Here is a 25,509-nt window from a genome sequence, read left to right as displayed (position 1 = left end):
TTCCCCGGTTCACCCTGCCGGCACCTCCCGGCAACCGAGACAAAGAGGAAACCCGATGGCGTCATTGGTCAAGATCGCGGTGCTCGATGATTGGCAGGGCATCGCCCGCGCTAGCGCCGATTGGCGGGCACTCGAAGCCCGCGCGACGGTCGATTTTTTCCCGGCCGCCTTCGCCTCCGAAGACGAGGCGGCTTCCCGCCTCGCGGCCTACGACATCCTGCTCCCGATGCGCGAGCGGACGGCGTTTCCCGCATCCCTCATCGCGCGTCTGCCGCGCCTCAAGCTGATCGCCATGACCGGGCCGCGCGCCGGCACCCTCGATCTCGCCGCCTGCACCAAAGCTGGCGTGCTGGTGTGCAACACCGGGAGCGACGCGTCAGGCGCGGCGACGGCGGAACTCGCGCTCGCCTTGCTGCTCGCCGCCGCGCGCCATGTCCCGGCCGGCGATGCCGCGATCCGTGCCGGGCGCTTCCAGGAGGGGGTCGGGCTGGGCCAGACGCTCGCCGGTGCGACGCTCGGCGTGATCGGGCTCGGGCGGATCGGCGCGCGCATGGCCGGCTACGGCCGCGCGCTGGGCATGCGTGTGCTCGCCTGGAGCGCCAACCTGACGCCAGAGCGCGCCGCCGAGGCCGGGGCGGAGTATGCAACGAAAGAGGCGCTGCTTGCACAGTCGGATGCGATCAGTCTCCATCTCGTGCTCTCCGCCCGCACCCGCGGTGTGCTCGGCGCTGCCGAGTTGGCGCGGCTCAAGCCGGGGGCGATCGTCGTCAACACCGCGCGCGGCCCGCTGATCGAGGAGGCGGCGCTGGTCGCGGCGCTCCGCGAGGGACGCATCATCGCGGCACTCGATGTTTTCGATACCGAGCCGCTGCCCGCCGACCATCCGCTGCGCACTTTGCCCAACACCGTGCTCACGCCGCATCTCGGCTTCGGGACGGGCGCGATCTTCCGCCAGTTCTATGGCGAGGCGATCGAAAACATCGCGGCCTTCCTCGACGGCGCACCGATGCGGGTCGTCAATCCCGAGGCGATCGCGCCTTCCGCTTGACGGCTGGGGCGCGGCGTTCTCCCATGGCGGCAACCGAGACCGATCTTAGAGGAGGAAAACGATGCGCGCCTGGGCCGTGGTTGCCAACGGAGCCCCGCTCAAGGAAATGGAGCTTCCGACCCCGGAGCCGAAAGGGACGGAAGTGCTCCTGGAGACGACGCATTGCGGCGTCTGCCATTCCGATCTCCATATCTGGGAAGGTTTTTATGATCTCGGCGGCGGCAAACGAATGTCGCTCGTCGATCGTGGCGTCGTGCTGCCGCTCGCCATGGGCCATGAAATCGTCGGCCGGGTGGTCAAGCTCGGGCCGGAGGCCAAAGGCGTGAAGCCGGGCGATCTTCGCATCGTCTACCCCTGGGTCGGCTGTGGCACCTGCGCCGCCTGTCTCGGGGACGAGGATAATATGTGCCTCAAGCCGAAAAGCCTCGGCGTTTATCAGAATGGCGGTTACGCGACGCACGTTTTAGCGCCGCATCCGCGCCATCTCGTCGATCCCGGCACCCTCGATCCGGCGGTTGCGGCGACCTATGCCTGCTCGGGGATCACCGTCTATTCCGCGATCCAGAAGGTCATGCCGCTGCCGCCCGAGGAGCCGGTGGTGCTGGTCGGTGCCGGCGGGCTCGGGATGAACGCGATCGAGATCTTAAAGGCGCTCGGGCACAAGAATATCGTCGTCGTCGATGTCAGCGCCGAAAAGCGCGAAGCGGCTCGGCGCGAGGGCGCGAGCCAAACCATCGATGGCAGCGGCGAAGGGGTTGCCAAACGCATCATCGAGGCGTGCGGCGGGCCGGTCGCGGCGGTGATCGATCTCGTCAACGGCACGGCGACGGCGCGCTTTGCCTTCGACGCCTTGCGCAAGGGCGGCAAGCTGGTGCAGGTCGGCCTTTTCGGCGGCGAACTCTCTTTGCCGCTGCCCTTGATGCCGATCCGGGCGCTGACCGTTCAGGGAAGCTATGTCGGCACCGTCAAGGATCTCCGCGCCTTGGTGAAGCTCGCTCAATCCGGCGCCGTCAAGCCGCTGCCGGTGACCGAGGTGCCCCAGCGTGACGCCAATGCGGCCCTGATGCGGCTTCGTGACGGCAAGGTGACGGGGCGCCTCGTGCTCCGGGCGGAGGCCGCGTGATGAGCAAGCGCCAGGTCGTCGTTCTCCGTCGTCGCCCGGTGGGCGCGCCGACGCCGGATATTTTCGCGATCGAGGAAAGCGCGATGCCTGAGCCCGCCGAGGGCCAGGTTCTCACCCGCACCCTCTTTCTCTCGATCGATCCCTATATGCGTGGGCGGCTTTCGGATGCGAAATCCTATGCCGCGCCGGTGCCGATCGGCGGCATGATGGAGGGCGAGACCATCGGCGAGGTGATCGCCTCGCGCGATCCTGGCTTTGCGCCAGGCGATGTCGTCGTCGGCCCGCGCGGCTGGGCGAGCCATCTCGTGGCACCGGCGAAGGCGGTGGTGAAGCTGCCGAAAAACGGCGCGCCGCTCTCCACCTATCTCGGCGTCCTCGGCATGCCCGGCACCACCGCCTATTCCGGGATGACCGATATCGGCCAGCCGAAAGCGGGCGAGACGGTGGTGATCTCGGCGGCCTCGGGCGCGGTCGGCGCGGTCGCCGGCCAGCTCGCCAAGCGAGCCGGGGCGCGCGTCGTCGGTGTTGCCGGCGGGCCGGAGAAATGTCTCTTCGTGCAGGAAACGCTCGGCTTCGATGAATGCATCGATCATCGCAGCCTCGATCTCAAGGCGGCGTTGAATGACGCTTGCCCGAACGGGATCGATGTCTATTTCGAGAATGTCGGGGGTGATCTGCAGCGCCTGGTCTTCCCCCGGCTCAACGCCTTCGGCCGGGTGGTGATGTGCGGCATGGTCGCCGAATATAACGACACCGAGCCGCGTCCCGGCCCCAATCTGATGATGGTGGTGCGCAACCGGCTACGCATTCAGGGCCTGATCGTCTCCGACAAGCCCGAGCGCTTCGCCGAATGGCGGGCGCTGGCGACACCCTGGGTGCTGGACGGCAGCCTGAAATACCGCGAAGACATCGTCGATGGCCTCGAAAACGCTCCCGACGCGCTGATCGGCATTCTCGGCGGGCGCAATTTCGGCAAGCTCCTCGTGCGCGTCGGCGCCGCTCCGGCCTGAGCGGCGGTTTTCTCGGAGCGGGCGGTGCCGCAGGCACTGCCCGCTGGGCAAAGTTTTTTTGGTTCTTTTTTTCAAAAAAGAACATCCTTGCCTTTCCTTGCGAGCGAATAAGGAAACCTTCTCGCACGAACGAGGGGAATTCATTGGCGGCGGCGGGCGCGGCGGGGCAGGATGCGCCAAGTTCGAGGAGCGAGATCATGTCCGAACGCGACAATCACCCCCCGGTGGAAGCGCATCAGGGGCGGCATTTCCTACAAATTCCCGGCCCCACCAACGTCCCCGACCGCGTCCTGCGCGCCATCGATCGCCCGACCATCGACCATCGCGGCCCGGACTTCGCGGCCCTCGCCCGCCGCGTGCTCGACAATCTGCGCCCGGTGTTCGGCACCGAGGCTCCGGTGGTCATCTATCCCGCCTCCGGCACCGGGGCGTGGGAGGCGGCGCTGGTCAATACGCTCTCACCCGGCGATCGCATCCTGATGATCCGCACCGGCTGGTTCGCCACACTCTGGAAGGAGATGGCCGAGCGTCTCGGCCTCGCGCCTTTGGTTTTTGACACCGATTGGCGCCGCGGCGCCGATCCGGCGCTGATCGGCGAGGCGCTCACCGCCGATCGCGACCACGAGATCAAGGCGGTCTGCGTCGTCCATAACGAAACCTCGACCGGCTGCCGCAGCGATATCCAGGCGATCCGCGAGGCGATGGACCGCGCCCAGCATCCCGCCCTGCTACTCGTCGATACCATCTCCTCACTCGGCTCGATGGAGTATCGCCATGATGAATGGGGCGTCGATGTCACCATCGCCGGCTCGCAAAAAGGGCTGATGTTGCCGCCAGGTCTTTCTTTCAATGCGATCAGTCGCAAGGCGCTGGCCGCCGCCGAGCATGCTCGCCTTGCCCGCAGCTACTGGGATTGGCGGCCGATGCTCGCTGCCAATGAACGCGGCTTTTTCCCCTACACGCCGGCGACCAACCTGCTCTACGGCTTGGACGCGGCGCTTTCGATGCTGCACGAGATCGGGCTAGACGCGGTCTTTGCCCGCCACGCCCGCCACGCCGAGGCAACCCGGCACGCGGTACGCGCCTGGGGGCTCGAAATCCAGTGCGCCGAGCCGCGCCATTATTCCGCGAGCCTGACCGCCGTCCGCCTGCCCGAGGGCGAAAGCGCCGATCGTCTTCGCGCCCTCATCCTCGCGCGGTTCAACATGAGCCTCGGCAACGGTCTCGGCCCGCTCGCCGATCGGGTCTTCCGGATCGGCCATCTCGGCCATTTCGGCGATCTCGATCTGATCGGAACGCTGGCCGGGGTGGAAATGGGCCTCGCTGGCGCCGGCATCCCGTTCCGCGCCGGCGGCGTCCAGGCGGCACTCGACTTTCTGGCGCTGCCGGCGTGAGACAGAGATGAAGACTCGTTCTTTTTTGTAAAAAAGAACCAAAAAACTTTTGTCCGTTGGGCAGTGCCTGCGGCGCTGCCGCGTAAAGAAAGGAATAGCACATGATCGAAGTTTGGACCTGGCCGACCCCGAATGGGCACAAAGTGCATATTATGCTCGAGGAAATCGGGCTTCCTTACAAAGTCGTGCCGGTGAATATCGGCCAGGGGGAGCAGTTCAAGCCCGAATTCCTCGCGATCACCCCCAATCACCGCATTCCGGCGATCATTGATCCCGACGGGCCGGGGGGCAAGCGTTTCGCCTTGTTCGAATCTGGCGCGATCCTGATTTATCTCGCGGAAAAAACCGGGAAATTGATCCCGGCCGAGCCGGCGGCGCGCTATCTTTGCCTCCAATGGCTGATGTTCCAGATGGGCGGCGTCGGGCCGATGTTCGGCCAGTATAATCATTTCGCCGCTTACGCGCCGGAAAAGATTCCTTATGCCATCGAGCGCTACACCAACGAGGTCAAGCGCCTGCATCGCGTGCTCGATAAGCGTCTCTCGGAGAGCGACTACCTCGCCGGCGCGGACTACTCGATCGCCGACATCGCGACCTTCCCCTGGGTGCGCAATCCGTCGCGGCGCGGCATCGACCTCGCCGATTACCCGCATGTTCGCCGCTGGCATGACGCGATCGCCGCCCGCCCCGCCGTGATGCGCGGCGTCGAGGTTCTGAGCGAAAATCAGCGCCGCGGCGCGATGACCGACCAGGAGCGCGAAAATCTGTTCGGCGCCAAGCAGTTCGGCGCGCGCTGAGACGGCGATGGCCGGGGCGGTGCCGGCGTCGCCGTTCCTCGCGGTCGCGGAAGGCGCGCGTTTCGTCCTCGGCCGCATCGCCCAAAGCCTCGATGGCCGCATCGCGACGCCCTCCGGCGCCTCGCGCTGGATTGGCGGTGAGGAGGATCTCGATCACACCCATCGCCTCCGCGCCAGCGCCGACGCCGTCCTGGTCGGCGCCAGCACCGTCGCCGCCGATGACCCGCGCCTGACCACGCGGCGGGTTCGCGGCCCCTCGCCGGTCAGGGTGGTGCTCGACCCGAGGCGGCGGCTCGGCGTGGAATTTTGTCTCTTTCAGGATGGCGGCGCGACGCTGCTTTGCGTTGCGGCAGAGAACATCGCCGGGGAAACCCGCCACGGCACCGCCGAACTCGTCGGGGTTTCGTGCCCGGATGGCGTTTTCGATCTCCGCCGTTTGCTTGATCAGCTCGCTCTGCGCGGCTTGCGGCGCGTGCTTGTCGAAGGCGGTGGGGTGACGCTATCGCGCTTTCTCGCCGCCGGCCTGCTCGACCGGCTGCACGTGACCCTCGCGCCGCTTCTGCTCGGCGGCGGCATCCCGGCGTTTGCGCTACCCGCCGCCGCGACCCCGGCCGAGGCGCGGCGGCTCGCCTGGACGGTTCATCCTTTGGGCGGGGATCTCCTGCTCGATATCGTGCTCACCGCGAACGCAACTGGGCGCGGCGGCGAAGGGCCGCGAGCGCCGTGACCCCGAACCCGAGGAGGCCGAGCGTCGCCGGCTCGGGGACATTGGTGCCGCCGCTGCCGACCAGGGGCGCGATATCATCGAGTGAGCTGATAAAGAAATTATTCGAAACGAAATCGGTGGATGCGCCAATGAGGCCGGTATTGGCGTAATCGATGAACACCAGATTGCCCGTATTATCGGCCCAGTACAGCTGTCCGTTGCCGGTGACGGCGCCTTGGTCGAGTTCCTGCCCCAGATTGAGGGCGAGAGTGGAAAGAACCGTGCCCGAGGTGCTGACCTGCGCGATCATGTCGCCGCCGGCGAGGATCAGATCGCCGGTGAACGGATCATAGACCATGCCGTGCGCGTAAGGGACGTTGGTGAGGAGCGCGGTGGTGACGCCGGTTGCGAGATTGATAGTGCCAAAATCGCCGAACCCGCCATCGGTTCCGTCGGTGTAAAACGCCATGCCGGGGGCAAGCCCGGGTGCGAAGGTGATGTGCGTCACTTCACTGCTCGCGCCCGAGACGGTAACCACTTTCGGCGTGCCGCCGGTCGGGTTGAGCGGTACCTTGGTGATCGTCGAGGCGCCGCCTTCGCTGCCGCCACCCCAAACATGATTGCCGTTCGGGCCGACGGTGATTTCATACGTGTTCATCCCGGCGGGAAGCGAGACATAATTTCCGTTGGTCGGGTTCACCTGATAGACATTGCCGGTACCCTGCCCACCCACCAGCAACTGGCCGTTATTGGGATTCTCGACGATGCCGTCCGCCCCTGGCGTCTGTGCGATTCCGGTCGGCGTGGTAAGGGTGAAAGTGCCATTGCCGGCACTGCCAGTGCCGTTATACGTCGCGGTGGCGCTCCAGACATTTTCGCCACCACTATAGGTGGTGAAATAGAGGGTATCGACGACCGCGCCGGCCCGAGCCGGCGATGCGAGGCCAGCGAGCAGCATTGCCGCCGCGGCCATAAAAATATACCTGTTTGCCGGCTGCACCACGTTCGTCATCCGCCTTCTCCCGAGACTGCAGAAACGTCACGTTAAGGTATCGTTAACATATTCGTGATGCGGGTTTCAAGATAATTTTTGGCCCGAAATGTTCACGGATCTGACGACATTCGTCCGGCAATCATCGGCGAAATTTTCGATCTGGTTGTGACCTTTACGGGACACGCATGGGTTCGATCCCGATCGGGTTGAACGCTGCGGCCTGAAGGGTCGTGGGGTTCGCGAGGGTGGTGACGGTGGCGTTCGGTATCTTGGGCCGGGGGCGCTGCGCCAGACTCTGACGGTCGCTCCGGAGCGCCCAGCCGCTCCTTGCCTGCCTCAAGATTGTCCATCGCACACCTCCAAGGCGGAATTTTTCCGCCTCCGGGGTGTCTCATTCAACCGTGGTGCGGCTGACAACCAAATAAAACCAAATAGGTTACGCCTTCTTATAAGTCCCCTTTGTGCCCAATGACCGCGAACCCAGGCTTTGCCGCGATGCGCTACTCCGCGGCGTTACTGCCGATGACATTCGCCGGGCGATAAAAATCCAGGCCGCGAATCGCCGTCGTGCCTGGCAGATCATCACTCGTGAAGCCGCCCCCGAGCGCCTCGACAAGGGCGACTGAGGCGACCATGCGGCTCTGCTGGATGGCGACATCGGTGACCTCATCGCTGAGTTCGAGTTCCTGATCGGTGAGCACCGTGGTGTAGATCACAGTGCCCGCCTTATATTCATTGATTGCGAAGGCGACATTGTCCTGCGCCGATTTCACCGCGATATCCTGCTCGGTTTTCTCCTGCGCCAGGATGCGCAGAGCTGCCAGTTCATCTTCCACTTGTTGAAAGGCGGTGAGCACCGTCTGGCGATAATTGGCGACCGCCGCGTCATAATTGGCGCGCGCGGCGACAACGGCGGCGATCTGCGCGCCGCCCTCGAAAATCGGCGCATTGAAGGCCGCGCCAAGCCCCCAGAGGCGGTTCGGCAGCGCAATCAGATTAGCGATTTGCGGGGCAGAATAGCCGTAAAAGCTGCTGAGGCTGATTTGCGGAAAGAAAGCGGCGAGGGCGACGCCGATCAGCTCATTCTCCGCCGCCATCTGGCGCTCGGCGGCGGCGATGTCGGGGCGGCGCTGAAGCAATGTCGAGGGGAGCGAGGGCGGTACCACCGGCACATCATTGGGCAGCGCGCCAGGGGCGATGCTGAGATCCGCCGGCGGCTTGCCGATCAAGACCGCGATCGCGTGTTCATACTGCGCGCGGGCAACGCCGACCGCGGTAAGCTGCGCCTGTGTCGTCTGCAATTCGGTCTGCGCCGTGAGAACATCGCCGCGCGCGACATAGCCGGCATGATATTCATTTTCGGTGATACGCAGCGCATCAGCGAATTGCTTGACGTTGTTTTCATAAACGGTGGCAAGCGAATCTTCTGCGCGCAAATTGAAATAAGCGGTCGCCAGCGCGGCTTGCGCCGAAAGCCGGGCATCGGCGACTTCGGCGGCGCTATATTGCGCGAGATCCACATCACTTGCGATTTGGCGCCGGATCTCGCCCCAGACATCGAGATCCCAGCTCCCATTTCCCTGCAGGGTATATTGATTGCCGACGAAGCCGGAAGCACCAGAGACCGCGACGCCATTGCCGGTGGTAACGATGCTGTGGCTGCCGCCGCCGATCCCGGTGCGCTGGAAATTGCCGGTCGCGTTCAAAACCGGAAACAAATTTGCCTGCGCTTCCTGCACGATCGCCTGCGCATTGCGGTAATTCGCCTCCGCTTGCTTGAGCGTGTAGTTGGAAATGTCGATCTGGCGTTCGAGCTGATCGAGAAGCGGGTCATGATAGATCAGCCACCAGGCGCCGCGGTCATGCTCATCCTGCGGCACGGCTGGTTGCCAGCCCGCCAATTCCTTGTAGGAAACCGCAACCGGCGCCGACGGCCGCTTGTAATCCGGCCCGATCATGCAGCCGCCGAGCCCGAGTACCGCAAGAAAAATCACCGCGGGTTTCATGCCGCGCTCCGCCGGCGGCGCAAAACGCTGAGGCGAAGCCGATCGAGCGCGAGATAGACGATCGGTGTCGTATACAGCGTCAAGACTTGGCTGACCAACAGGCCACCGATGATCGAAATCCCGAGCGGAGCACGGAGTTCGGCGCCATCACCGCCGCCGATCGCCAGCGGCAGGGCGCCGAGGATGGCAGCGAAAGTGGTCATCATGATCGGGCGAAAGCGCAGCGCGCAGGCCTCGGCGATCGCGGCGCGCGGATCGAGCCCACGGCTCCGCTCGGCCTCGAGCGCGAAATCGATCATCATGATCGCATTTTTTTTGACGATGCCGATGAGCAGGATCACGCCAATCAAGGCGATGATGGTAAATTGCTGTCCGGTCAGCATCAAGGCGAGAATGGCACCGACTCCGGCGGAAGGAAGCGTGGAGAGAATGGTGAGCGGATGGACATAGCTTTCATAGAGCATGCCGAGAACGATATAAACGGCGGCGAGTGCTGCCAGGATCAATACCGGCTCATAGCGCAGTGATTGCTGAAAGATGCGGGCCGTGCCGGCGAAGCTGCCATGAATCGAAGCCGGCATGCCGAGATCGCGCATGGTGCTCTCGATCGCCTGCACCGCGCCACCCAGTGAACGCCCGAGCGGCAGGTTGAACGAGATGGTGGTCGCGACGAATTGCCCCTGATGATTGACAACGACAGGCGTTTTCCCCACCACCATATGCGCGACGGCGGCAAGCGGCACCATGTTTTCGCGCGCCGTGCTGACCGCAGCCCCGGTCGAGCCTGCATGGCCGCCGGTATTGGCGATGGCGTTGTTGAGGCTGTTGCGCGCCGCGTTGGTGGCGATGGCGGCGGCGGCGTCCTGCCCGATGAGCGTTGGATCGAAATTCGATCCAGCGACGAAGAGAGGCGAATTGGCGATACGGCCATGCGGCGTGGTGACGGTGCCGATCACCGCATTGGTGAGTGATGTGCCGTTCGGGAAGGAGCCGACCGGGCTGATATAGAAACGCGGAAGCTCCGTGCGATCCTGCCAGAAGCGCGGTGCCACCTCCATCACGACATGATACTGATTGAGCGGGTTGTAGATCGTCGAGACCTGCCTCTGGCCAAACGCATCATAGAGATTCTGATCGATCGTGCTTTGGAAGAGGGCGAAACGCGCTGCGGTCTTGCGGTCGATCTCCAAATAGGTTTCGCTCCCCGCCTGCTGCTGATCGGAGCTGACATCGGCGAGCGCAGGGTTTTTAGCGAGTGCCGCGGTCAATTTCTGGGTCCAGACGTAAAGCTCGTCGGGATCGATATCCTGGAGGGTGAATTGATATTGCGCGTTGCTTTGGCGGCCGCCGGCGCGGATATCCTGCACCACCTGCAAGTAGAGCTGCGCGCCGGCGACGCGCGCGAGTTTGCCGCGCAGCCGCGCGATGACTTGATCGGCGGAAGCGTGACGTGCGGCCCGCGGCTCGAGGGCGACGAAGAAGAACCCGGAATTGGTCTGTCGCCCGCCGGTGAATCCGGCGATGTTTTCGACCGCCGGATCGGCGCGAACGATGGTCATGAATTGCACCATCTTGTCGCGCATCGCCTGAAACGAAATGGTTTGATCGCCGACGAGGGTGCCGATCAGCCGGCCGGTATCCTGCTGCGGGAAAAAGCCCTTGGGGACGACCGTGAAGAGGTAAAAATTAAAAGCGATCGTCATAAACAAAGAGATCAGCATGAGGGCGGGATGGCGAAGCGCGATAGCCAGCGTGCGGCGATAGGCGCCAAGGGCGGCATCGAACACCGCCTCGGTCGCGCGCCCGATGCGGCCCTGCTTGTGATGGTTACGCAGAAATTGCGCGCAGAGCATCGGCGTCGTCGTCAATGAAACGATCAGCGAGACGATGATCGAGAGCGACAGCGTTACCGCGAACTCACGAAACAGACGTCCGACCAGTCCACCCATGAGCAGAATAGGCAAAAATACCGCGACCAGAGACACGCTGATGGAAAGCACCGTGAACCCGACCTCACGCGCCCCAAGCAAGGCCGCTTCCCGGCGTGACATGCCGGCCTCGATATGGCGGCTGATGTTCTCGAGCACCACGATCGCGTCATCGACAACGAATCCGGTCGCGATCGTGAGTGCCATCAGCGAGAGATTATCGAGGCTGTAGCCGAAAAGATACATAATCCCGAACGTGCTGATGATCGAGACTGGCACGACGACGCTCGGGATCAGGGCGGCGCGGGGGTCGCGGAGAAAGACGAAGACGACGCCGATCACCAGCGCCAGCGCGATGAGAAGTGCGGCTTGGGTGTCTTGCAGCGAGGCGCGAATCGTCGGCGTGCGGTCGGCGATCAGCGTGACATCGATGTCGGAAGGGAGAGCCGCTTGCAGTGCGGGAAGGGCGCCGCGCACCGAATCGACCGCTTCGATGATATTGGCGCCGGGCTGGCGATAGACGATGACCAGCACCGCCGGCTGGCCATTGGCGAGAGCCGCGTTGCGCAAATCCTCGACGGAATCCTCGACCTCTCCAACGTCGGTGAGAAAGACCGGCGCGTTGTTGCGATAGGCGATGACCAGCGGCCGGTAATCGGCGGCGCGCAGCGCCTGATCGTTGGTATAGACCTGATAGCGTTTCGGGCCGATTTCGATCGCGCCCTTGGGGCTGTCGGCATTCGCGGACGCGAGGGCCGCGCGAATATCCTCAAGGCCGATGCCGTAAGCCGCGAGCGGATCGGGGTCGAGTTCGACACGCACCGAAGGCAGCGCCGCACCCGCGACATCGACCTCGCCGATGCCGGTCAGTTCAGAAAGCCGCTGCTGGACGATATTGGCCGCGGCATCGAAAATTTGCCCCGGCTTGCGGGTTTTCGACGTCAGGGCGATGACCAGAATGGGCGCGTCGGCGGGATTGATCTTGTGGTAGACGGGATTGAGACGAAGCTGGGTCGGCAGGTCGGCATGAGCGGCGTTGAGCCCGGCCTCGACATCGCGCGCTGCGCCATCGATGTTGCGGTCGAGACCGAATTGCAGCACAACCCGCGTCGTGCTGGTAAAGCTCTGAGACGTCATTTCGTCGATATCGGCGATCTGGCCGAGATGTTTCTCGAGTGGGGCTGCAACACTGCTGGCGACGGTCTGGGGGCTGGCGCCGGGCAGTGTCGCCTGCACCAGGATCACCGGAAAGTCGACCTCCGGCAGGGGCGCCACCGGCAATTTGAAATAGCCGAGAATGCCGGCAAGCACGATCGCGAGGGTGAGCAGCGTCGTTGCCACCGGACGGCGAATGAAGAGCGCCGAGATGTTCATGGCGCCGGCTCTGGGGTTGCTTGATCGCGGGCCCGGCGCGGGTGGATCAGGCGGTCGAAGAAGAGATAAATCACCGGCGTCGTGAACAGCGTCAAAACCTGGCTCACGATCAGGCCGCCGACGATCGCAAGACCAAGCGGGCGGCGAAGTTCAGCGCCAGTGCCGTGCGCGAACATCAAGGGCAGGGCGCCGAGAATGGCCGCCATCGTGGTCATCAGGATCGGACGCAGCCGGAGCAGCGCCGCTTGGCGGATGGCGAGCCGTGGCGAAAGCCCGCCCTCACGTTCGGCCTGCAATGCGAAATCGACCATCATGATGGCGTTTTTCTTGACGATGCCGATCAAGAGCACGATCCCGATGATTCCGATGACATCGAGATCCTTGCCCGCGACCATCAGCGCAAGGAGAGCGCCGATCCCCGCCGACGGCAGGGTGGAAAGAATCGTCACCGGATGGATGAAACTCTCATAGAGAACCCCGAGCACGATATACATCGTGATGACCGCCGCAAGCAGCAGCAAAAGATCATTGCCGAGCGCGGCATTGAAAGCCAGCGTCGCCCCCTGAAAGCGGAGCATGAAACTCCCGGGCAGGCCAATTTCCTTGACCGCGTCTCTGATGTCACCGACCGCCGCGCCGAGCGAGGCCCCTTCGGCGAGGTTGAAGGAGATGAAACTGGCCGGGAACTGGCTCAGATGATCGATCTGCAATGGCGCCGGTCGCTCGCTGATCGTTGCGATCGCCGAGAGCGGCACCTCGCCGGTGGTCGCGGTTGCCGAGGGAAGATAGATCTTGCCGAGATCGGCCAGGGATTGTTGGGCTTGGGGTGCGACCTCCATGATCACCCGATATTGGTTCGATTGGGTAAAAATAGTGGAGACGATGCGCTGGCCGAAAGCATCGTACAGCGCATTGTCGATGGTCGCCGGCGTGACACCGAAGCGAGCAGCAGTGGCGCGGTCGATCTCGACCTGCACGGCGCGGCCGCCATTTTGCATATCGCTGACCACGTCGGCGAGCGCGCGCGAGCGCCGGAGCCGCTCGACCAGCCGCGGCACCCAGAGCGAGAGCAGCGCGGGATCGGGATTTTCGAGCACGAATTGATATTGTGTCGCGCTGATCGCGCTATCGATGGTGAGATCTTGCGCCGGCTGCATATAGAGCGTGATGCCGGTGACGTTCGCCGTTTCCTGCTGCAGACGGCGGATGATATCCCGCACCCCCAATTGCCGCTGATCCGGCGGGCGGAGCGTGATCAGGAAGCGGCCGCGGTTGAGGGTGGTGTTCGTGCCGTCGACGCCGATAAACGAGGCGAGGCTCAGGACGTCACGATCGGCCAGGATCGCCTCGGCGAGCGCCTGTTGATGCGCGGCCATCGCCGAGAACGATATATTTCCCGGCGCCTCCGAAATGCCCTGGATCAGTCCTGTGTCTTGCAGCGGGAAAAACCCCTTCGGAATGAAGATATAGAGCGCGGCGGTGAGCGCCAGAGTGGCGAGTGCCACCAGCAATGTTACGGTCTGATGGCGAAGCACGCCGCCAAGAAGGCGGTCATAAAATCGCTGCAACGTGGCAAAAAACCCGCCGTCCTTGCCGCTCGTTTCCGGGCGCCTGCGGAGCAGGCGATTGCACAGCATCGGCACGAGCGTGAGCGAGACGAAAGCGGAGATGATGATCGTAACCGCGAGTGTGATCGCGAACTCATGAAACAACCGCCCGACGACATCGCCCATGAATAAAAGCGGGATCAAGACCGCGATCAGCGAGACGGTGAGCGAGACGATGGTAAAGCCGATCTGCTGCGATCCCTTGAGCGCCGCCGCCAGTGGCGTCTCACCGGCTTCGATGAAACGCGAGACATTTTCGATCATCACGATGGCGTCGTCGACGACGAAACCCGTCGCGATAGTGAGCGACATCAGCGAGAGATTATCGAGACTGAAGCCGGCAAGATACATGAACCCGAAAGTGCCGACCAGCGAGAGCGGCACCGCGAGACTCGGGATCACGGTTGCCGCCACGCTTTGGAGAAACACATAGATCACCAAAACGACCAGGACGACGGCGAGCGCGAGCTCCACCTCGACATCACGGACCGAGGCGCGGATGCTGGTCGTGCGGTCCGCAAGAACGGCGATATCGACCGCAGCCGGCAGGGTCATTTTGAGATCGGGGAGCAGCGCTTTGACGCGATTGACGGTGGCGATGACATTGGCGCCGGGCTGGCGCTGGATATTGAGCACGATCGCCGGCTCGCGGTTCATCCAGGCGGCGAGTTTGTCGTTTTCCGCGCCATCGATCACGGTTGCGATGTCCGAGAGATAAACCGGTGCGCCAGCGCGATAGGCGACCACGGCGTGCCGATAGTCCTCGGCGGTCGTCAACTGGTCGTTGGCATTGATCGTGCTGGCACGGGCCGGGCCGTCAAACCCGCCTTTGGCGAGGTTGATGTTGATATTGGTGATGGTGGTGCGAAGATCGTCGATATTAAGACCGTAGCCGGCCATCGCCACCGGGTTGATCTGCACCCTGACCGCCGGGCGATGGCCACCGCCGATGGTGACAAGGCCGACACCAGACACTTCCGAAAGCTTCTGCGCGAGCCTGGTTTCGGCGAGATCCTCGAGCTTGATCAGCGGCAGGGTTTTCGAGGTCAGCGCAAGCGTAAGGATGGGCGCGTCGGCCGGGTTGACCTTGGCATAGATCGGCGGCGCCGGGAGATCGGCGGGCAGAAGATTATTCGCGGCGTTGATCGCCGCCTGCACTTCCTCCTCAGCGATATCGAGGCCGAGCGACAGATTGAACTGCAGGGTGATCATCGAGGCGCCGGCGGAGTTGACCGAGAGCATCTGATTGAGCCCCGGCATCTGGCCGAGCTGCTCCTCGAGCGGCGCGGTGACCGAGGTGGTCATCACCTCGGGGCTGGCGCCGGGATAGAAGGTTTGCACCTCGATGGTCGGGTAATCGACCTCGGGCAGCGCCGAGACCGGCAAGAAGCCGAAAGCAACCAGACCGGCGAGCATGATCGCGATCATCAACAGCGTTGTCGCGACCGGACGCAGGATGAAGAGGCGTGAGGGATTCACCGGAGCGGACCCGGGATCTCAGGGCGCGGGGGACGCGGTGGGCGGCGCGATGATTTTCACCTTGCTGCCGTCGCGCAGCCGATCCGCGCCATCCACGACGACATGCTCGCCCGGCTTCAGGCCAGAGGTGATCACGGTTTCGTCCTTGTTCGCGGGGCCGATGGTGACGGTGCGGGCGCTGACCGTGTCATCCGGGTTGATGACATAGACATAGTTGCCCGGCATCCCGGTGAGCACCGCGGCATGCGGCACGATGGTCGCGCCATGGAGGGTGTTGACGAGAAGATGGGCGTTGACGAACTGATTGGCGAAGAGTTCCTCGTTCTTGTTGTCGAACATCGCGCGGAGATTGACCATGCCGGTCGAGGTATTGATCTCGCTGTCGATGGCATAGACGGTGCCATCGGCGAGATGGGTGCTATCGCTGCGGTCGAAGGCGGCGACCTTGAGCTTGCCCTGTTTTTTGAGTTCGCTGAGCACCGCCGGCACATTATCCTCGGGCAGAGTGAAGATGACAGTGATGGGCTGCACTTGCGCGATCACCGCGATGCCGGTCGCGCTGCTCGGCTGGACGAAATTGCCGGGATCGACGAGGCGAAGCCCGATCCGCCCGGTGATCGGGGCGACGATGTGACAATAAATCAGATCGAGCTTGGCGTTGTCGATTTGCGCCTGATCGAGCTTCACCTTGCCTTCATATTGTTTCACTACGAAGACCTGATCTTCATAGGTCTGTCGGGCGATCGAATCCTGCCGGTTGAGGGTGTGATAGCGTTCGAGATCCATGCGCGCTTGGCCGAGCGTCGCCTGATCAGCGGCGAGCTGGCCTTCATATTGTTCGAGCAGCACCTGGTAGGGGCGAGGATCGACGAGCGCGATCTCCTGGCCCTGCTGGACGATGTCGCCCTCCTTGAACTCGACATCCATCAAATAGCCGGCGATCTGCGAAATGACCGTGACCGTATAAACCGGGGTTACGGTGCCGAGTTCGACGAGCTCGACCGGGAAATCACCGGCGATCGCCGTGGCCTCGCGCACCGGCTGAGCGAGCGGGCCGGCGGGGCGGGGGGCGGCGTGATGGGCCGCGCCGGGCCCGAGTTTCCACCACGCGCCAAGCCCGACGGCCAACAGAAAAAGCGCCAGAACAAGCCCGCGCCGCAGCCGGCGCCGCGTCGCCGGGGGGCGCGTGATCGGCTCGTGCGGGGCGATGTCGGGCGCGACCCGCCGGGGGGCGTCGGCGCGCGTCTGGTCCGCTTTGGTCTCGGTTTCGCTGAGATTTTGGTCCATGGTCGCGGTCTGTTCTATCGATCCCGGGTAAAGCGTGGCATCAGCGCTTCTAACATGTCCCTCATGCGAGGCATGCCAAGATTTCGCCGTCGCTGGGGGAAGCAATACGACCGAACGGTTCGGTCATCGGGCTCTGCTAACCGGCAAGCTTTTGCGAGTCAACGACGGCACATTATCATGGCGGGATTGCGGGTGCGTCTCGTTCATGTGTCGTAATGTAACAAAGGAGGCGCCATGTTCGTGGTGATTTTCGAAGTGCTGCCGGCCCCGGGACAGCAGGAGACCTATCTCGCGCTGGCGGCGTCGCTGCGCGGGGTGCTCGAGGGGATCGCCGGCTTCCGCTCGGTCGAGCGCTTTGCGGCGCTGGCGCGGCCGGGCTGGCTGTTGTCGCTGTCGTTCTGGGAGACGGAGGCAGCGCTCATCACCTGGCGCGAACAGGGCGATCACCAAGCGGCGCAAATGCGGGGACGGTGGGAGATTTTCAGCGATTATCGCCTGCGGGTCGGCCGGCTCGCGACGGCGCCTGGGCCGCGTTCGCTCGGGCTGGCCATGGCCGAGCCGGGGCACGAACTCGCGCCGGGGGGTGAGGCGTTCGAAAGCCTCTACCGTCCCGGCCATCGGGTCGGGCTGTATCCGGTGGCGGCGATGGCGGCGCGAGAGGGGCAGATGGTCGAGGTGCTGCGCGATTACGGGCCGAAACGGCGCGACGAGGCGCCACGGCGCTGATCAGCCGGTCAGCGCCGCAAGGTCGCCGCGATCGAGCACTTCGATCTGGTGCAGCCCATGCAGACGGAGTTTCCCCTCGCGCACCAGCGCGTGCAAGCCGCGGCTGACGGCTTCGGCGGACAGCCCGAGATAATCGGCGATCTCCACCCGCCGCATCGGCAGCGAGAGGATCGCCCCCTGCGGGTTGCCGGCGATGGCGCTCGCTTGCGGCGCCAGCATGTCGAGAAACATCAGCAAACGCTGGCGCGCTTCGCGACGCGCGAGCATGATTTCGTGGCGCTGGGTCTGGCGGAGATCATGGCAAGCCTTGCTCAGAAACGCCAAATTGAGCGCCGGGTCGCGCTCGAGAAGCTTCTCCAACGCCGCGATCGGCAGACGATAGGCGGTGACCGTGTTCACCGCTTCGGCGGTGTTGAGATAGCGATGCTCCGCATAAAGACCGACGAGATCGCCAGGAAACAGGAAAGCGAGGACATGGCGCCGGCCATCCTCGGTCATCCGGTAGGTTTTTACGACCCCTTCCGTGATGTTGAAAATCGCCGAGATTTTTTCGCCCTCGTCGTGGAGGATGGCACCACGCGGAAAACGGACGACCGTGCCGATGGCGGCCAGCGCCTCGCGCTCAGCGGCATCGAGGAGCGGGACCGGGCCGCCGCTCGCCCCGCCGCGCAGGCTAACCCCGCGCACCATCGGGCGCTCGGCCGGCTGCGCCGCTGGCTGACGATCCTTCATGAATACGATTTTTGCCATGCTGCGACGCTAAAGGCCAGCCGCGCCGCCGCGCCATGATCCAGATCAATCAGGAGCCGAAAAACTCAGGTCTGATGCAGAATCTGATCGAGAAAAATCCGCAGCCGCTCCGATCGCGGACGATCGAAAATCTCCGCGGGTGCGCCGCTCTCGACGATCTCGCCCTGGTCCATGAACAGGATGCGGTCGGCGACGCGGCGGGCAAACCCCATTTCATGGGTGACGCACAGCATGGTCATGCCGCTTTCGGCGAGTTCGATCATGACGTCGAGCACTTCGCGAACCATTTCGGGATCGAGGGCTGAAGTCGGCTCATCGAACAGCATGATTTTCGGCTGCATGCAGAGCGCGCGGGCGATGGCGACGCGTTGCTGCTGGCCGCCGGAGAGCTGGGGCGGATATTTACGCGCCTGCTCGGGAATGCGCACGCGCGTCAGATATTCCATGGCGCGGGCTTCGGCCTCGGCGCGCGCGAGGCCACGTACGCGGATCGGGGCCAGGGTGCAATTCTCGAGCACAGTGAGGTGAGGAAAGAGATTGAAAGACTGGAATACCATGCCGACCTCGCGCCGGATCAGGGCGAGGGTGCGGGGCTCATCGGAGATTTCCCGCCCTTCGACGAGGATGCGGCCTTTCTCATGGCGTTCGAGACGATTGATGCAGCGGATCAGGGTCGATTTGCCCGAGCCCGAAGGGCCGCAAATGACGATCCGCTCGCCGGCGGCGACGGCGAGTGAAATGCCGCGCAGCACATGCGTGCGGCCATACCATTTTTCTACCGCCTCCATGAGGATGGCGGGCGCGGCGGCGGTGGCAGAAGGGCTCATGCCGGCTCCTCGATCTCGTGATGCGGTGTTGCGAGGCGGCGCTCGAGCGTGCGGCTGATACGCGCCATGGTGAAGCAAAATCCGAAATAGATCGCGGCGAGCAGCAGATAGACCTCATTGCCAAACCCCTGCCAGGCGGGCTCGAGGGTCGCGGTGCGGCCGGTGGTCATCAGATCGAAAATGCCGATAATCAAAACCAGAGACGTATCCTTGAAGAATCCGATAAAGGTGTTGACCAGCATCGGAATAACCTGGCGCAGCGCCTGCGGCAGCACGACCAGGCGCGTCTGCTGCCAATAAGAGAGGCCGAGCGCCGCGGCGGCTTCGTATTGACCGCGCGGCAGGGCGGCCAGGCCGGCGCGCACGACCTCGGCGAGATAGGCGCCGGCGAAGAGCACGAAGGCGAGCTGAGCGCGTAGCAGCTTGTCGATGTCCCATCCGGTTGGCAAAAACAATGGCAGCATCACGCTCGCCATGAAAAGGAGGCTGATCAAGGGGACGCCGCGGACCAGCTCGACATAAGCCACCGCGAGCAGGCGGATCACCGGCAGCCCCTCGGCACGCCGCGCCAGCGCGACCAGAACGGCGAGCGGAAATGCAGCGGCAAGGCCAAACGTTGCAAGAATGAGCGTGATCGGCAGCCCGCCCCATTGATCGGCGGCGACGAAGGCAAGGCCGAACACCCCACCCCACATCAGAACGCCGACCACGGACAGCAGCGCGATCCACAGCAAAATCAGCGACGGCCGCCAGAATCGTGGCATCAGGGAAACCCCGAACAACGCGACGAAACAGACGATGGCGAGCGCCGGCCGCCATTGCTCGCCGTACGGGTAAAACCCGAACAAGATGAAACGGTATTTCTCGCCGATCACCGCCCAGCAGGCGCCATGGCCGATCGCGGCGCGGCAGAGATCGGTATCGGGCGCCTGAGCGGCGTTTGTGGGCAGGCGCCAGATTGCATGCAGCACCGCCCAGGAGAAAAAATGCCAGGCTATGTCAGCAAGAACGAGCGCCAGCACGAGGGTCACGAGCGGCGAGATGAGACGGCGCGCCATCAGCGTGTCCGCCGCGCAAGCCGCGCGTTGTAGAGATTCATCGCAAGGCTGATGCCGAGGCTGATGGTGAGATAGACCGCCATGATGAGGCCAATGCCCTCGATCGCTTGGCCGGTCTGGTTGAGCGCGGTATCGGCGATCGAAACCAGATCCTGATAGCCGATCGCGACGGCGAGCGAGGAATTCTTGACGAGGTTGAGATATTGGCTGGTCATCGGCGGAATGATGAGGCGGAGTGCCTGCGGCAAAACGATCAGACGCAGCACCGCGGCGCGCGAAAGCCCGAGCGCCGCCCCGGCCTCCCATTGGCCGCGCGCAACCGATATCAAGCCACCGCGGACGATTTCCGCGACATAGCTCGCCGTATAGAGCACGAGGCCTGTCGCGAGGGCGGCATATTCCGGGCTGACCATCATGCCGCCCTGGAAATTAAAGCCATGCAGCGCTGGCCATTCGATGACAACGGCCGGACGCAAGATGGCGAAGGCCAAGGCAGGGAGTAGCGGAATGGGAAGAAAGGCGGCGAACCTACGCGCCGGATGCGGGCTAAGGGCGGTCCGGCGGGCGAGTATGACGGCGAGCACGAGCCCGGCAAAGGCCGCGAGCAAAATCCCGCCGAACCCGCTTTGCCAGACGAGAGCGGGAAGACGGAGGCCCCGATTGGAGAGGAATATCCCAGGGAGCGGCTTAAGGGATTGGCGCGGCGCCGGCAAAGTTTGAAACACGCCATACCAAAACAGCAATTGCAGCAAGAGCGGCAAGTCACGCAAGGTCTCGACATAGAGCGCCGCAAGCCGCGCAAGCAGTGGGATCGGCGAAAGCCGCGCGATCCCGATCAGGGTGCCGAGCAAGGTTGCGAGCAGACAGCCCGGGATCGAGACTTTCAAAGTATTGAGAATGCCGATGACGATCGCACGGCCATAGCTGCTGACCGAGGGCGTGTAGGACAGCAAGGATTCGCCGATCGGGATCGGGGCTGCCTCCCGGAGAAAACCGAATCCGGTCGCGATATGGCGGGCGGCGAGGTGCTGGCTCGCGTTTTTCGTGAACGCCGCAATCACCAGCGCGACCGCGGCCAACGCCAGCGCCTGCCATCCCAACGCCTGCCAACGAAGCGACGGCATGCGGAAAGGCGGGCGGCGCATTTTGGTCAGCGGATTGGTGGCGCGAACAGCAACCCGCCGCGATTCCAAAGCCCGTTCAATCCCCGCGGCAGACCGAGCGGCGCCATCGTCCGGTTCCAGACTTCGCCGGTATTGCCAACCTGCTTCAGGATATCATAGGCCCATTTATCATCGAGGCCGAGGGCTTTGCCGAGGCCCCCTTCGAGCCCGAGCAGGCGACGGATATCGGGATTGGTGGTGTTCGCGAAACTATCGACGTTGCGCGAAGACACGCCATATTCCTCGCCGGTGATTTGCGCAAATGACACCCAGCGTATGATGTCGAACCATTTGTCATCGCCCTTGCGCACCATCGGGCCGAGCGGCTCCTTGCTGATCAACTCGGGGAGGAGGAGGAAATCATCGGCGTGCGCGCCTTGCGTGAAGCGAAATCCGGCAAGCGCCGAACTGTCGGTGGAATAGGCATCACACCGCCCAGAGAGGAAGGCATTGTGGATTTCCTGGAGATCCTGGATCTCGACGGGCGTGTATTTCATGTTGTTGACGCGGAAATAATCGGCGATCGCAAGCTCGGTCGAGGTGCCCGGCTCGACGCAGATGGTGGCGCCGTCGAGATCACGGGCCGAGGTCACGCCCGAGGATTTTTTCACCATGAAGCCAGTGCCATCATAGAAATTGATGACCCCGAATTCGAGACCGAGGCTCGCCTCGCGCCCGAGGGTCCAGGTGGTTTCGCGCACCAAGACGTCGATCTCGCCCGATTGCAGGGCGGTGAAGCGGTTTTCGGTGGTGGTCGGGACGAATTTCACCTTGTGTTGATCACCGAGCACGGCGGCGGCGATAGCGCGGCATCCCTCGGCGTCGATCCCCTGCATCACGCCTTGGCTATCGGGGAGCGAAAAGCCGGCGGCGTTGCCGGCAACGCCGCAGACGAGCACACCGCGGGCGCGCACCGCATCCAGGGTCGGCGAGCCCGAGCCCGCCGCCCGCGCTGGGGCAAAGGAAAGAACACTGAAAAGCGCGAGCCACAGCACCATGTCGAGCGCAAAGCGACCAAGCCTGCGGGGAATGACGGGCGGCATAGGGCACCTCATGAGCGAAACATGACGACGACGCTCATAGCCTGCCTGGTTTCGCGGGTGGCGCGCAAGTCTCACCGTGCGGCAAGGCGCGAGCGGCGAAACTTAGTTCAAATTTCTGTCAATCACGTTGCATGTCATAACAAAAGTTATTATAGGTTATGCAGCCGGTCGTAATACGAGAAATCACGGGCCGGCCAACCTCAGAGTGAGGAGACTGTCTATGAAACGCGCATTCGTCGTGCTTTGTGTCTCCCTAGGGTTGCTCTCCGGAGGCGCCGTCCTTCAAGCCCATCCGGCCGATGCCAGCCAACCGGCGACACGGGCGAGCATTCATCAGATTGGCAAGGCACATACCTATCAGGTCGCCTTGCAAGGCTATGGCCGCGCCCCCGCGGCCCATACGGATCAGTCATCTCCGAATGGAAATGGCTGAGGGAGGGGTGCGTTCATTCCCAGTGACGCGCTGACATTTCTCCTTTTCGCTCGTCGTGACAGCGCGGGCGAAAGAAAGAGTGTCACCCCTCGGTGAGCGATGCGGGTTTCCCGCCCGTGTCGGATTTCGGAAACCAAGCCTCTCGCCCGGCCTCGCGCCGGGCGTTTTTTTTGCCAAGGCATTACGCCGTTGGGTCAGTTGCCGGCGAATACCGGCTTCTGCTTGGCGACGAACGCATGATAGGCGCGGCCAAAATCCTTGGTCTGCATGCAAATCGCCTGGGCTTGAGCTTCCGCTTCGATCGCCTCGTCGATCGCCATGTTCCATTCCTGGTGCAGACAGCGCTTGGTCATTGCGTGGGCGAAACTTGGCCCATTGGCAAGAGACGCGGCGAGGGCCTCGGCCTCGGCCGCCAGGGTCTCGGGCGCGACGAGGCGGTTGAAGAAGCCGAAGCGTTCGGCTTCGGCGCCGTCCATCGCCCGGCCGGTATAGAGCAGCTCGGCGGCGCGGCCGGCGCCGATGAGGCGCGGCAGGATATTACAAGCCCCCATATCGGCGCCGGCGAGGCCGACCCGGGTGAAGAGAAAAGCGACCTTGCTGGCCGCTGTCCCGAGGCGAAGATCGGAGGCCATGGCAATGATCGCGCCGGCGCCGGCGCAGACGCCGTCGATCGCGGCGATGATCACCTGCGGGCAGGCGCGCATCGCCTTGACGAGATCGCCGGTCATGCGGGTGAAGTCGAGGAGACCCTGCATGTCTCCCGCCTCCTGCATGCGAACCAGCGGGCCAATGATCTCGTGGACATCGCCGCCGGAGCAAAAATTGCCACCGGCGCCGGTAATCACCACCGTTTTCACCGCATCAGCGTAAAGCAGCGCGCGAAACGTATCGCGGAGTTCGGCGTAGGACTCGAAGGTCAGCGGATTTTTGCGCTCCGGCCGATCGAGAGTGATGGTGGCTACCCGATCCCGCAACGCCCAGCGGAAATGGCGTGGCTGATACTGGGCGAAATCAATGGCGTTGCGGTCGTGGCTCAGGGCCATGGGGATCACCTTATGCTATGGCGGCGTGCTGCTAGGCTGCGCACCGAAGAAGAGGGCATGACCAGGGCCAACCCGTCATCCATGCGCGACGTCCACGCGCAATGTCTGGCCGGAGGCAACGCCTGCGCCGGGGGAGAACCGGGCCGCCGCGAAACGGGCGCGCGGCGATGCGGCGTTGCTTTGATTTCGCCATGACAATCAATTACTTGCGCGATCTCGCGGGGATGTCAAGCGTTGCTCGGCCTGTTGATCAGCGAGCCCTGGCATTTGCCTCCCGGATGCGCCATCATCGCCGCCCCGGAACCCGATAGGAGGGAGGTCACGATGGCGAAGGAAGTGTCTCGGCGGGCGTTTTTCGGCATCCTCGGTGCGGTTGGCGTTGGTCTCGGCGGGGTTAGGCTCGCGCGGGCGGCGGCGATGTCGTTTGACGTCAAGCTCAGCGGTGCCGAGCAGGTACCGCCGGTCATGACGAAAGGCAGCGGGGTCGCGCATCTCACCTATGATCCGGCGAGCCGCAAGCTGACCTGGAACGTGACCTACGAGAATCTTTCCAGCGAAGTGACGATGGCGCATTTCCATGGCCCTGCCGGCGCGGGCAAGAATGCCGGGGTGAAGCTGTGGCTGAGCAAGAAGGGCAGCGCCGTCACCGGCCCGATCACCGGCGAGGCGACACTCTCCGAGGCTGACGCCAAGGAGCTGATGGCGGGCGAGTGGTATATCAACGTCCACACCAAGGATCATCCCGGCGGCGAAATCCGCGGCCAAGTGGTTCCCGGCGGGATGTGAGCGCGAGACGCGTTGCGGCCACAGGGCGGCGCTGCTAGAGGGGGAGCGCCGTTTGCCGGCTTGATCGGGCAGTAGCGCAGCCTGGTAGCGCATCAGTCTGGGGGACTGGGGGTCGTGGGTTCAAATCCCGCCTGCCCGACCAATACTTTCAATGGGTTAAATCTCGATCGGCCGCCGGAAAAACGCCTTCGCGGACCAACGGCGGACCAACGCAAAGGGGCGCCTCGCGCTTTCCCGCGCTAATGCGCGCGCGCGTGCCGCGCGCCATGCAAACGCGAGCCGCAACATAACGCGCTGATTTTTTTTGAAAAAGCGCGCGCGCGCCCGGGGGTCGAATTACCCGCGGAGACGTTTTTTGCTCGGGAAGGACCCGCGCCGAGGCGCCTTTCTCGAGCCCCTTGCGGTCGCGCGCTGCCTCGGCCGCCGGTGCGCGTGCCGACGGTCGGACGCATCTCAGGAAGCGCGTGCGGCACGCCTCGAGAGGCGCGCAAGGTCGGCGACGCCCGGCGCGAAGCCCGCGCGGCGTGTGATGCGGACACCCGGGCCGACCGGTCCAAGAACGCGTTACCGCGCGCCCTGTTCGCGCCTATCTCACTGTAATACCACGTTTATTGCATAGCGCGCATTGCACTCACGAACTTTACGCGAAAAAACGCATAACACGCATCACAATGTTACACCATTGAAAAGCCTTGGTTTTTTTTCTGGCAGTCGTATAACACGAGGCACAATCGTATAACATGAGGCAAAATCGCATAAAACGCGACTTATCCCTTATTGTGATGTCCGGCTTGGTGTCCACGATGCTGCGCGATGCGTGCTGACGCGATCTTGTCGAGGCGTCTTTCGGGCGCATTGGCACTCCCCCGGCGAGCGCGCAAGGCGCACCGCGAGACGCGACGCTCGCAATCCCTGCGCCAGCGGCCT

The 25,509-nt window shown here is 63.6% G+C and carries 20 protein-coding genes and 1 tRNA gene; 10 read left to right on the top strand and 11 right to left on the bottom strand.

Annotated elements, in window-relative coordinates; translation table 11 throughout:
- Positions 1-55: 55 nt before the first annotated feature.
- The 6 genes from DEF76_RS17300 to DEF76_RS17275 all read left to right on the top strand — a co-directional run bounded on the left by DEF76_RS17300 (position 56) and on the right by DEF76_RS17275 (position 6,099).
- Entirely contained in the window at positions 56-1,048 is a 993-nt protein-coding gene (locus DEF76_RS17300) for a D-2-hydroxyacid dehydrogenase family protein (protein WP_114913352.1), read from the top strand.
- A 61-nt stretch (positions 1,049-1,109) separates the two neighbouring features.
- Positions 1,110-2,171, top strand: a complete 1,062-nt coding sequence (locus tag DEF76_RS17295; RefSeq protein WP_114913351.1) for an alcohol dehydrogenase — start codon at positions 1,110-1,112, stop codon at positions 2,169-2,171.
- Entirely contained in the window at positions 2,171-3,181 is a 1,011-nt protein-coding gene (locus DEF76_RS17290; protein WP_114913350.1) for an NADP-dependent oxidoreductase, read from the top strand. The genes DEF76_RS17295 and DEF76_RS17290 overlap by 1 nt, the downstream gene beginning before the upstream one ends.
- Positions 3,182-3,378: 197 nt before the next feature.
- The gene (locus DEF76_RS17285; RefSeq protein ID WP_114913972.1) at positions 3,379-4,575 is read left to right on the top strand and encodes a pyridoxal-phosphate-dependent aminotransferase family protein; all 1,197 of its coding nucleotides are present in this window, start codon (positions 3,379-3,381) and stop codon (positions 4,573-4,575) included.
- 101 nt (positions 4,576-4,676) lie between these two features.
- Positions 4,677-5,372, top strand: coding sequence for a glutathione binding-like protein (locus DEF76_RS17280; RefSeq protein WP_114913349.1), 696 nt, complete (start codon positions 4,677-4,679; stop codon positions 5,370-5,372).
- 7 nt (positions 5,373-5,379) lie between these two features.
- Entirely contained in the window at positions 5,380-6,099 is a 720-nt protein-coding gene (locus tag DEF76_RS17275; RefSeq protein WP_114913348.1) for a RibD family protein, read from the top strand.
- Here DEF76_RS17275 and DEF76_RS17270 read toward each other — a convergent pair.
- From DEF76_RS17270 to DEF76_RS17250, 5 genes are all read right to left on the bottom strand, one after another.
- Entirely contained in the window at positions 6,050-7,051 is a 1,002-nt protein-coding gene (locus DEF76_RS17270) for a PEP-CTERM sorting domain-containing protein (protein ID WP_162800731.1), read from the bottom strand. The two genes, DEF76_RS17275 and DEF76_RS17270, sit on opposite strands and share 50 nt — an antisense overlap.
- A gap of 521 nt (positions 7,052-7,572) precedes the next feature.
- Positions 7,573-9,078: an efflux transporter outer membrane subunit gene (locus tag DEF76_RS17265; protein ID WP_114913346.1), complete on the bottom strand. Its 1,506-nt coding sequence runs from the start codon at positions 9,076-9,078 to the stop codon at positions 7,573-7,575.
- Positions 9,075-12,380 carry an efflux RND transporter permease subunit gene (locus tag DEF76_RS17260; RefSeq protein ID WP_114913345.1) on the bottom strand — a complete coding sequence of 1,102 codons (3,306 nt, stop codon included), beginning with the start codon at positions 12,378-12,380 and terminating at the stop codon, positions 9,075-9,077. The genes DEF76_RS17265 and DEF76_RS17260 overlap by 4 nt, the downstream gene beginning before the upstream one ends.
- Positions 12,377-15,466: an efflux RND transporter permease subunit gene (locus DEF76_RS17255; RefSeq protein WP_114913344.1), complete on the bottom strand. Its 3,090-nt coding sequence runs from the start codon at positions 15,464-15,466 to the stop codon at positions 12,377-12,379. Before DEF76_RS17255 ends, DEF76_RS17260 begins: the two co-directional genes overlap by 4 nt.
- 18 nt (positions 15,467-15,484) lie before the next feature.
- Positions 15,485-16,753, bottom strand: a complete 1,269-nt coding sequence (locus DEF76_RS17250) for an efflux RND transporter periplasmic adaptor subunit (RefSeq protein ID WP_114913343.1) — start codon at positions 16,751-16,753, stop codon at positions 15,485-15,487.
- 234 nt (positions 16,754-16,987) lie between these two features.
- Here DEF76_RS17250 and DEF76_RS17245 point away from each other — a divergent pair, with 234 nt between their 5' ends.
- Positions 16,988-17,479: an antibiotic biosynthesis monooxygenase family protein gene (locus DEF76_RS17245; RefSeq protein ID WP_114913342.1), complete on the top strand. Its 492-nt coding sequence runs from the start codon at positions 16,988-16,990 to the stop codon at positions 17,477-17,479.
- On the opposite strand, the gene DEF76_RS17240 is transcribed toward DEF76_RS17245, so the two are convergent.
- From DEF76_RS17240 to DEF76_RS17220, 5 genes are all read right to left on the bottom strand, one after another.
- Positions 17,480-18,229, bottom strand: coding sequence for a Crp/Fnr family transcriptional regulator (locus DEF76_RS17240; protein ID WP_114913341.1), 750 nt, complete (start codon positions 18,227-18,229; stop codon positions 17,480-17,482).
- A gap of 65 nt (positions 18,230-18,294) precedes the next feature.
- Complete coding sequence (locus DEF76_RS17235; RefSeq protein WP_114913340.1) at positions 18,295-19,056, bottom strand: amino acid ABC transporter ATP-binding protein; 762 nt, start codon at positions 19,054-19,056, stop codon at positions 18,295-18,297.
- Positions 19,053-20,114, bottom strand: coding sequence for an amino acid ABC transporter permease (locus DEF76_RS17230; protein WP_114913339.1), 1,062 nt, complete (start codon positions 20,112-20,114; stop codon positions 19,053-19,055). The genes DEF76_RS17235 and DEF76_RS17230 overlap by 4 nt, the downstream gene beginning before the upstream one ends.
- Complete coding sequence (locus DEF76_RS17225; protein ID WP_114913971.1) at positions 20,114-21,238, bottom strand: amino acid ABC transporter permease; 1,125 nt, start codon at positions 21,236-21,238, stop codon at positions 20,114-20,116. The genes DEF76_RS17230 and DEF76_RS17225 overlap by 1 nt, the downstream gene beginning before the upstream one ends.
- A 26-nt stretch (positions 21,239-21,264) precedes the next feature.
- The gene (locus DEF76_RS17220; RefSeq protein ID WP_240319050.1) at positions 21,265-22,320 is read right to left on the bottom strand and encodes an amino acid ABC transporter substrate-binding protein; all 1,056 of its coding nucleotides are present in this window, start codon (positions 22,318-22,320) and stop codon (positions 21,265-21,267) included.
- A gap of 220 nt (positions 22,321-22,540) precedes the next feature.
- On the opposite strand from DEF76_RS17220, the gene DEF76_RS17215 reads away from it, so the two are divergent.
- Positions 22,541-22,753, top strand: a complete 213-nt coding sequence (locus DEF76_RS17215; RefSeq protein ID WP_114913338.1) for a hypothetical protein — start codon at positions 22,541-22,543, stop codon at positions 22,751-22,753.
- Between the two features lie 194 nt (positions 22,754-22,947).
- On the opposite strand, the gene DEF76_RS17210 is transcribed toward DEF76_RS17215, so the two are convergent.
- Positions 22,948-23,796, bottom strand: a complete 849-nt coding sequence (locus DEF76_RS17210) for an enoyl-CoA hydratase family protein (protein WP_114913337.1) — start codon at positions 23,794-23,796, stop codon at positions 22,948-22,950.
- Between the two features lie 324 nt (positions 23,797-24,120).
- Here DEF76_RS17210 and DEF76_RS17205 point away from each other — a divergent pair, with 324 nt between their 5' ends.
- Positions 24,121-24,582 (top strand): CHRD domain-containing protein, encoded by a 462-nt coding sequence (locus DEF76_RS17205; RefSeq protein WP_114913969.1) that lies wholly within the window; start codon positions 24,121-24,123, stop codon positions 24,580-24,582.
- A gap of 65 nt (positions 24,583-24,647) precedes the next feature.
- Positions 24,648-24,724: transfer RNA gene (locus tag DEF76_RS17200), tRNA-Pro, on the top strand.
- The last annotated feature ends 785 nt before the right edge of the window (positions 24,725-25,509 follow it).

Origin of the sequence: Acidibrevibacterium fodinaquatile, from assembly GCF_003352165.1 — a bacterium.
Classification (GTDB): domain Bacteria; phylum Pseudomonadota; class Alphaproteobacteria; order Acetobacterales; family Acetobacteraceae; genus Acidibrevibacterium; species Acidibrevibacterium fodinaquatile.
The sequence above is the reverse complement of the archived record's forward strand: the minus strand, read 5'-3'. Positions and strand labels throughout refer to the sequence as shown.

Coding starts and splice junctions, on each gene's coding strand:
- DEF76_RS17300 (WP_114913352.1), top strand. CDS start 56: ATGGCGTCATTGGTCAAGATCGCGGTGCTCGATGATTGGCAGGGCATC.
- DEF76_RS17295 (WP_114913351.1), top strand. CDS start 1,110: ATGCGCGCCTGGGCCGTGGTTGCCAACGGAGCCCCGCTCAAGGAAATG.
- DEF76_RS17290 (WP_114913350.1), top strand. CDS start 2,171: ATGAGCAAGCGCCAGGTCGTCGTTCTCCGTCGTCGCCCGGTGGGCGCG.
- DEF76_RS17285 (WP_114913972.1), top strand. CDS start 3,379: ATGTCCGAACGCGACAATCACCCCCCGGTGGAAGCGCATCAGGGGCGG.
- DEF76_RS17280 (WP_114913349.1), top strand. CDS start 4,677: ATGATCGAAGTTTGGACCTGGCCGACCCCGAATGGGCACAAAGTGCAT.
- DEF76_RS17275 (WP_114913348.1), top strand. CDS start 5,380: ATGGCCGGGGCGGTGCCGGCGTCGCCGTTCCTCGCGGTCGCGGAAGGC.
- DEF76_RS17270 (WP_162800731.1), bottom strand. CDS start 7,051: ATGGCCGCGGCGGCAATGCTGCTCGCTGGCCTCGCATCGCCGGCTCGG.
- DEF76_RS17265 (WP_114913346.1), bottom strand. CDS start 9,078: ATGAAACCCGCGGTGATTTTTCTTGCGGTACTCGGGCTCGGCGGCTGC.
- DEF76_RS17260 (WP_114913345.1), bottom strand. CDS start 12,380: ATGAACATCTCGGCGCTCTTCATTCGCCGTCCGGTGGCAACGACGCTG.
- DEF76_RS17250 (WP_114913343.1), bottom strand. CDS start 16,753: ATGGACCAAAATCTCAGCGAAACCGAGACCAAAGCGGACCAGACGCGC.
- DEF76_RS17245 (WP_114913342.1), top strand. CDS start 16,988: ATGTTCGTGGTGATTTTCGAAGTGCTGCCGGCCCCGGGACAGCAGGAG.
- DEF76_RS17240 (WP_114913341.1), bottom strand. CDS start 18,229: ATGGCAAAAATCGTATTCATGAAGGATCGTCAGCCAGCGGCGCAGCCG.
- DEF76_RS17235 (WP_114913340.1), bottom strand. CDS start 19,056: ATGAGCCCTTCTGCCACCGCCGCCGCGCCCGCCATCCTCATGGAGGCG.
- DEF76_RS17230 (WP_114913339.1), bottom strand. CDS start 20,114: ATGGCGCGCCGTCTCATCTCGCCGCTCGTGACCCTCGTGCTGGCGCTC.
- DEF76_RS17225 (WP_114913971.1), bottom strand. CDS start 21,238: ATGCCGTCGCTTCGTTGGCAGGCGTTGGGATGGCAGGCGCTGGCGTTG.
- DEF76_RS17220 (WP_240319050.1), bottom strand. CDS start 22,320: ATGCCGCCCGTCATTCCCCGCAGGCTTGGTCGCTTTGCGCTCGACATG.
- DEF76_RS17215 (WP_114913338.1), top strand. CDS start 22,541: ATGAAACGCGCATTCGTCGTGCTTTGTGTCTCCCTAGGGTTGCTCTCC.
- DEF76_RS17210 (WP_114913337.1), bottom strand. CDS start 23,796: ATGGCCCTGAGCCACGACCGCAACGCCATTGATTTCGCCCAGTATCAG.
- DEF76_RS17205 (WP_114913969.1), top strand. CDS start 24,121: ATGGCGAAGGAAGTGTCTCGGCGGGCGTTTTTCGGCATCCTCGGTGCG.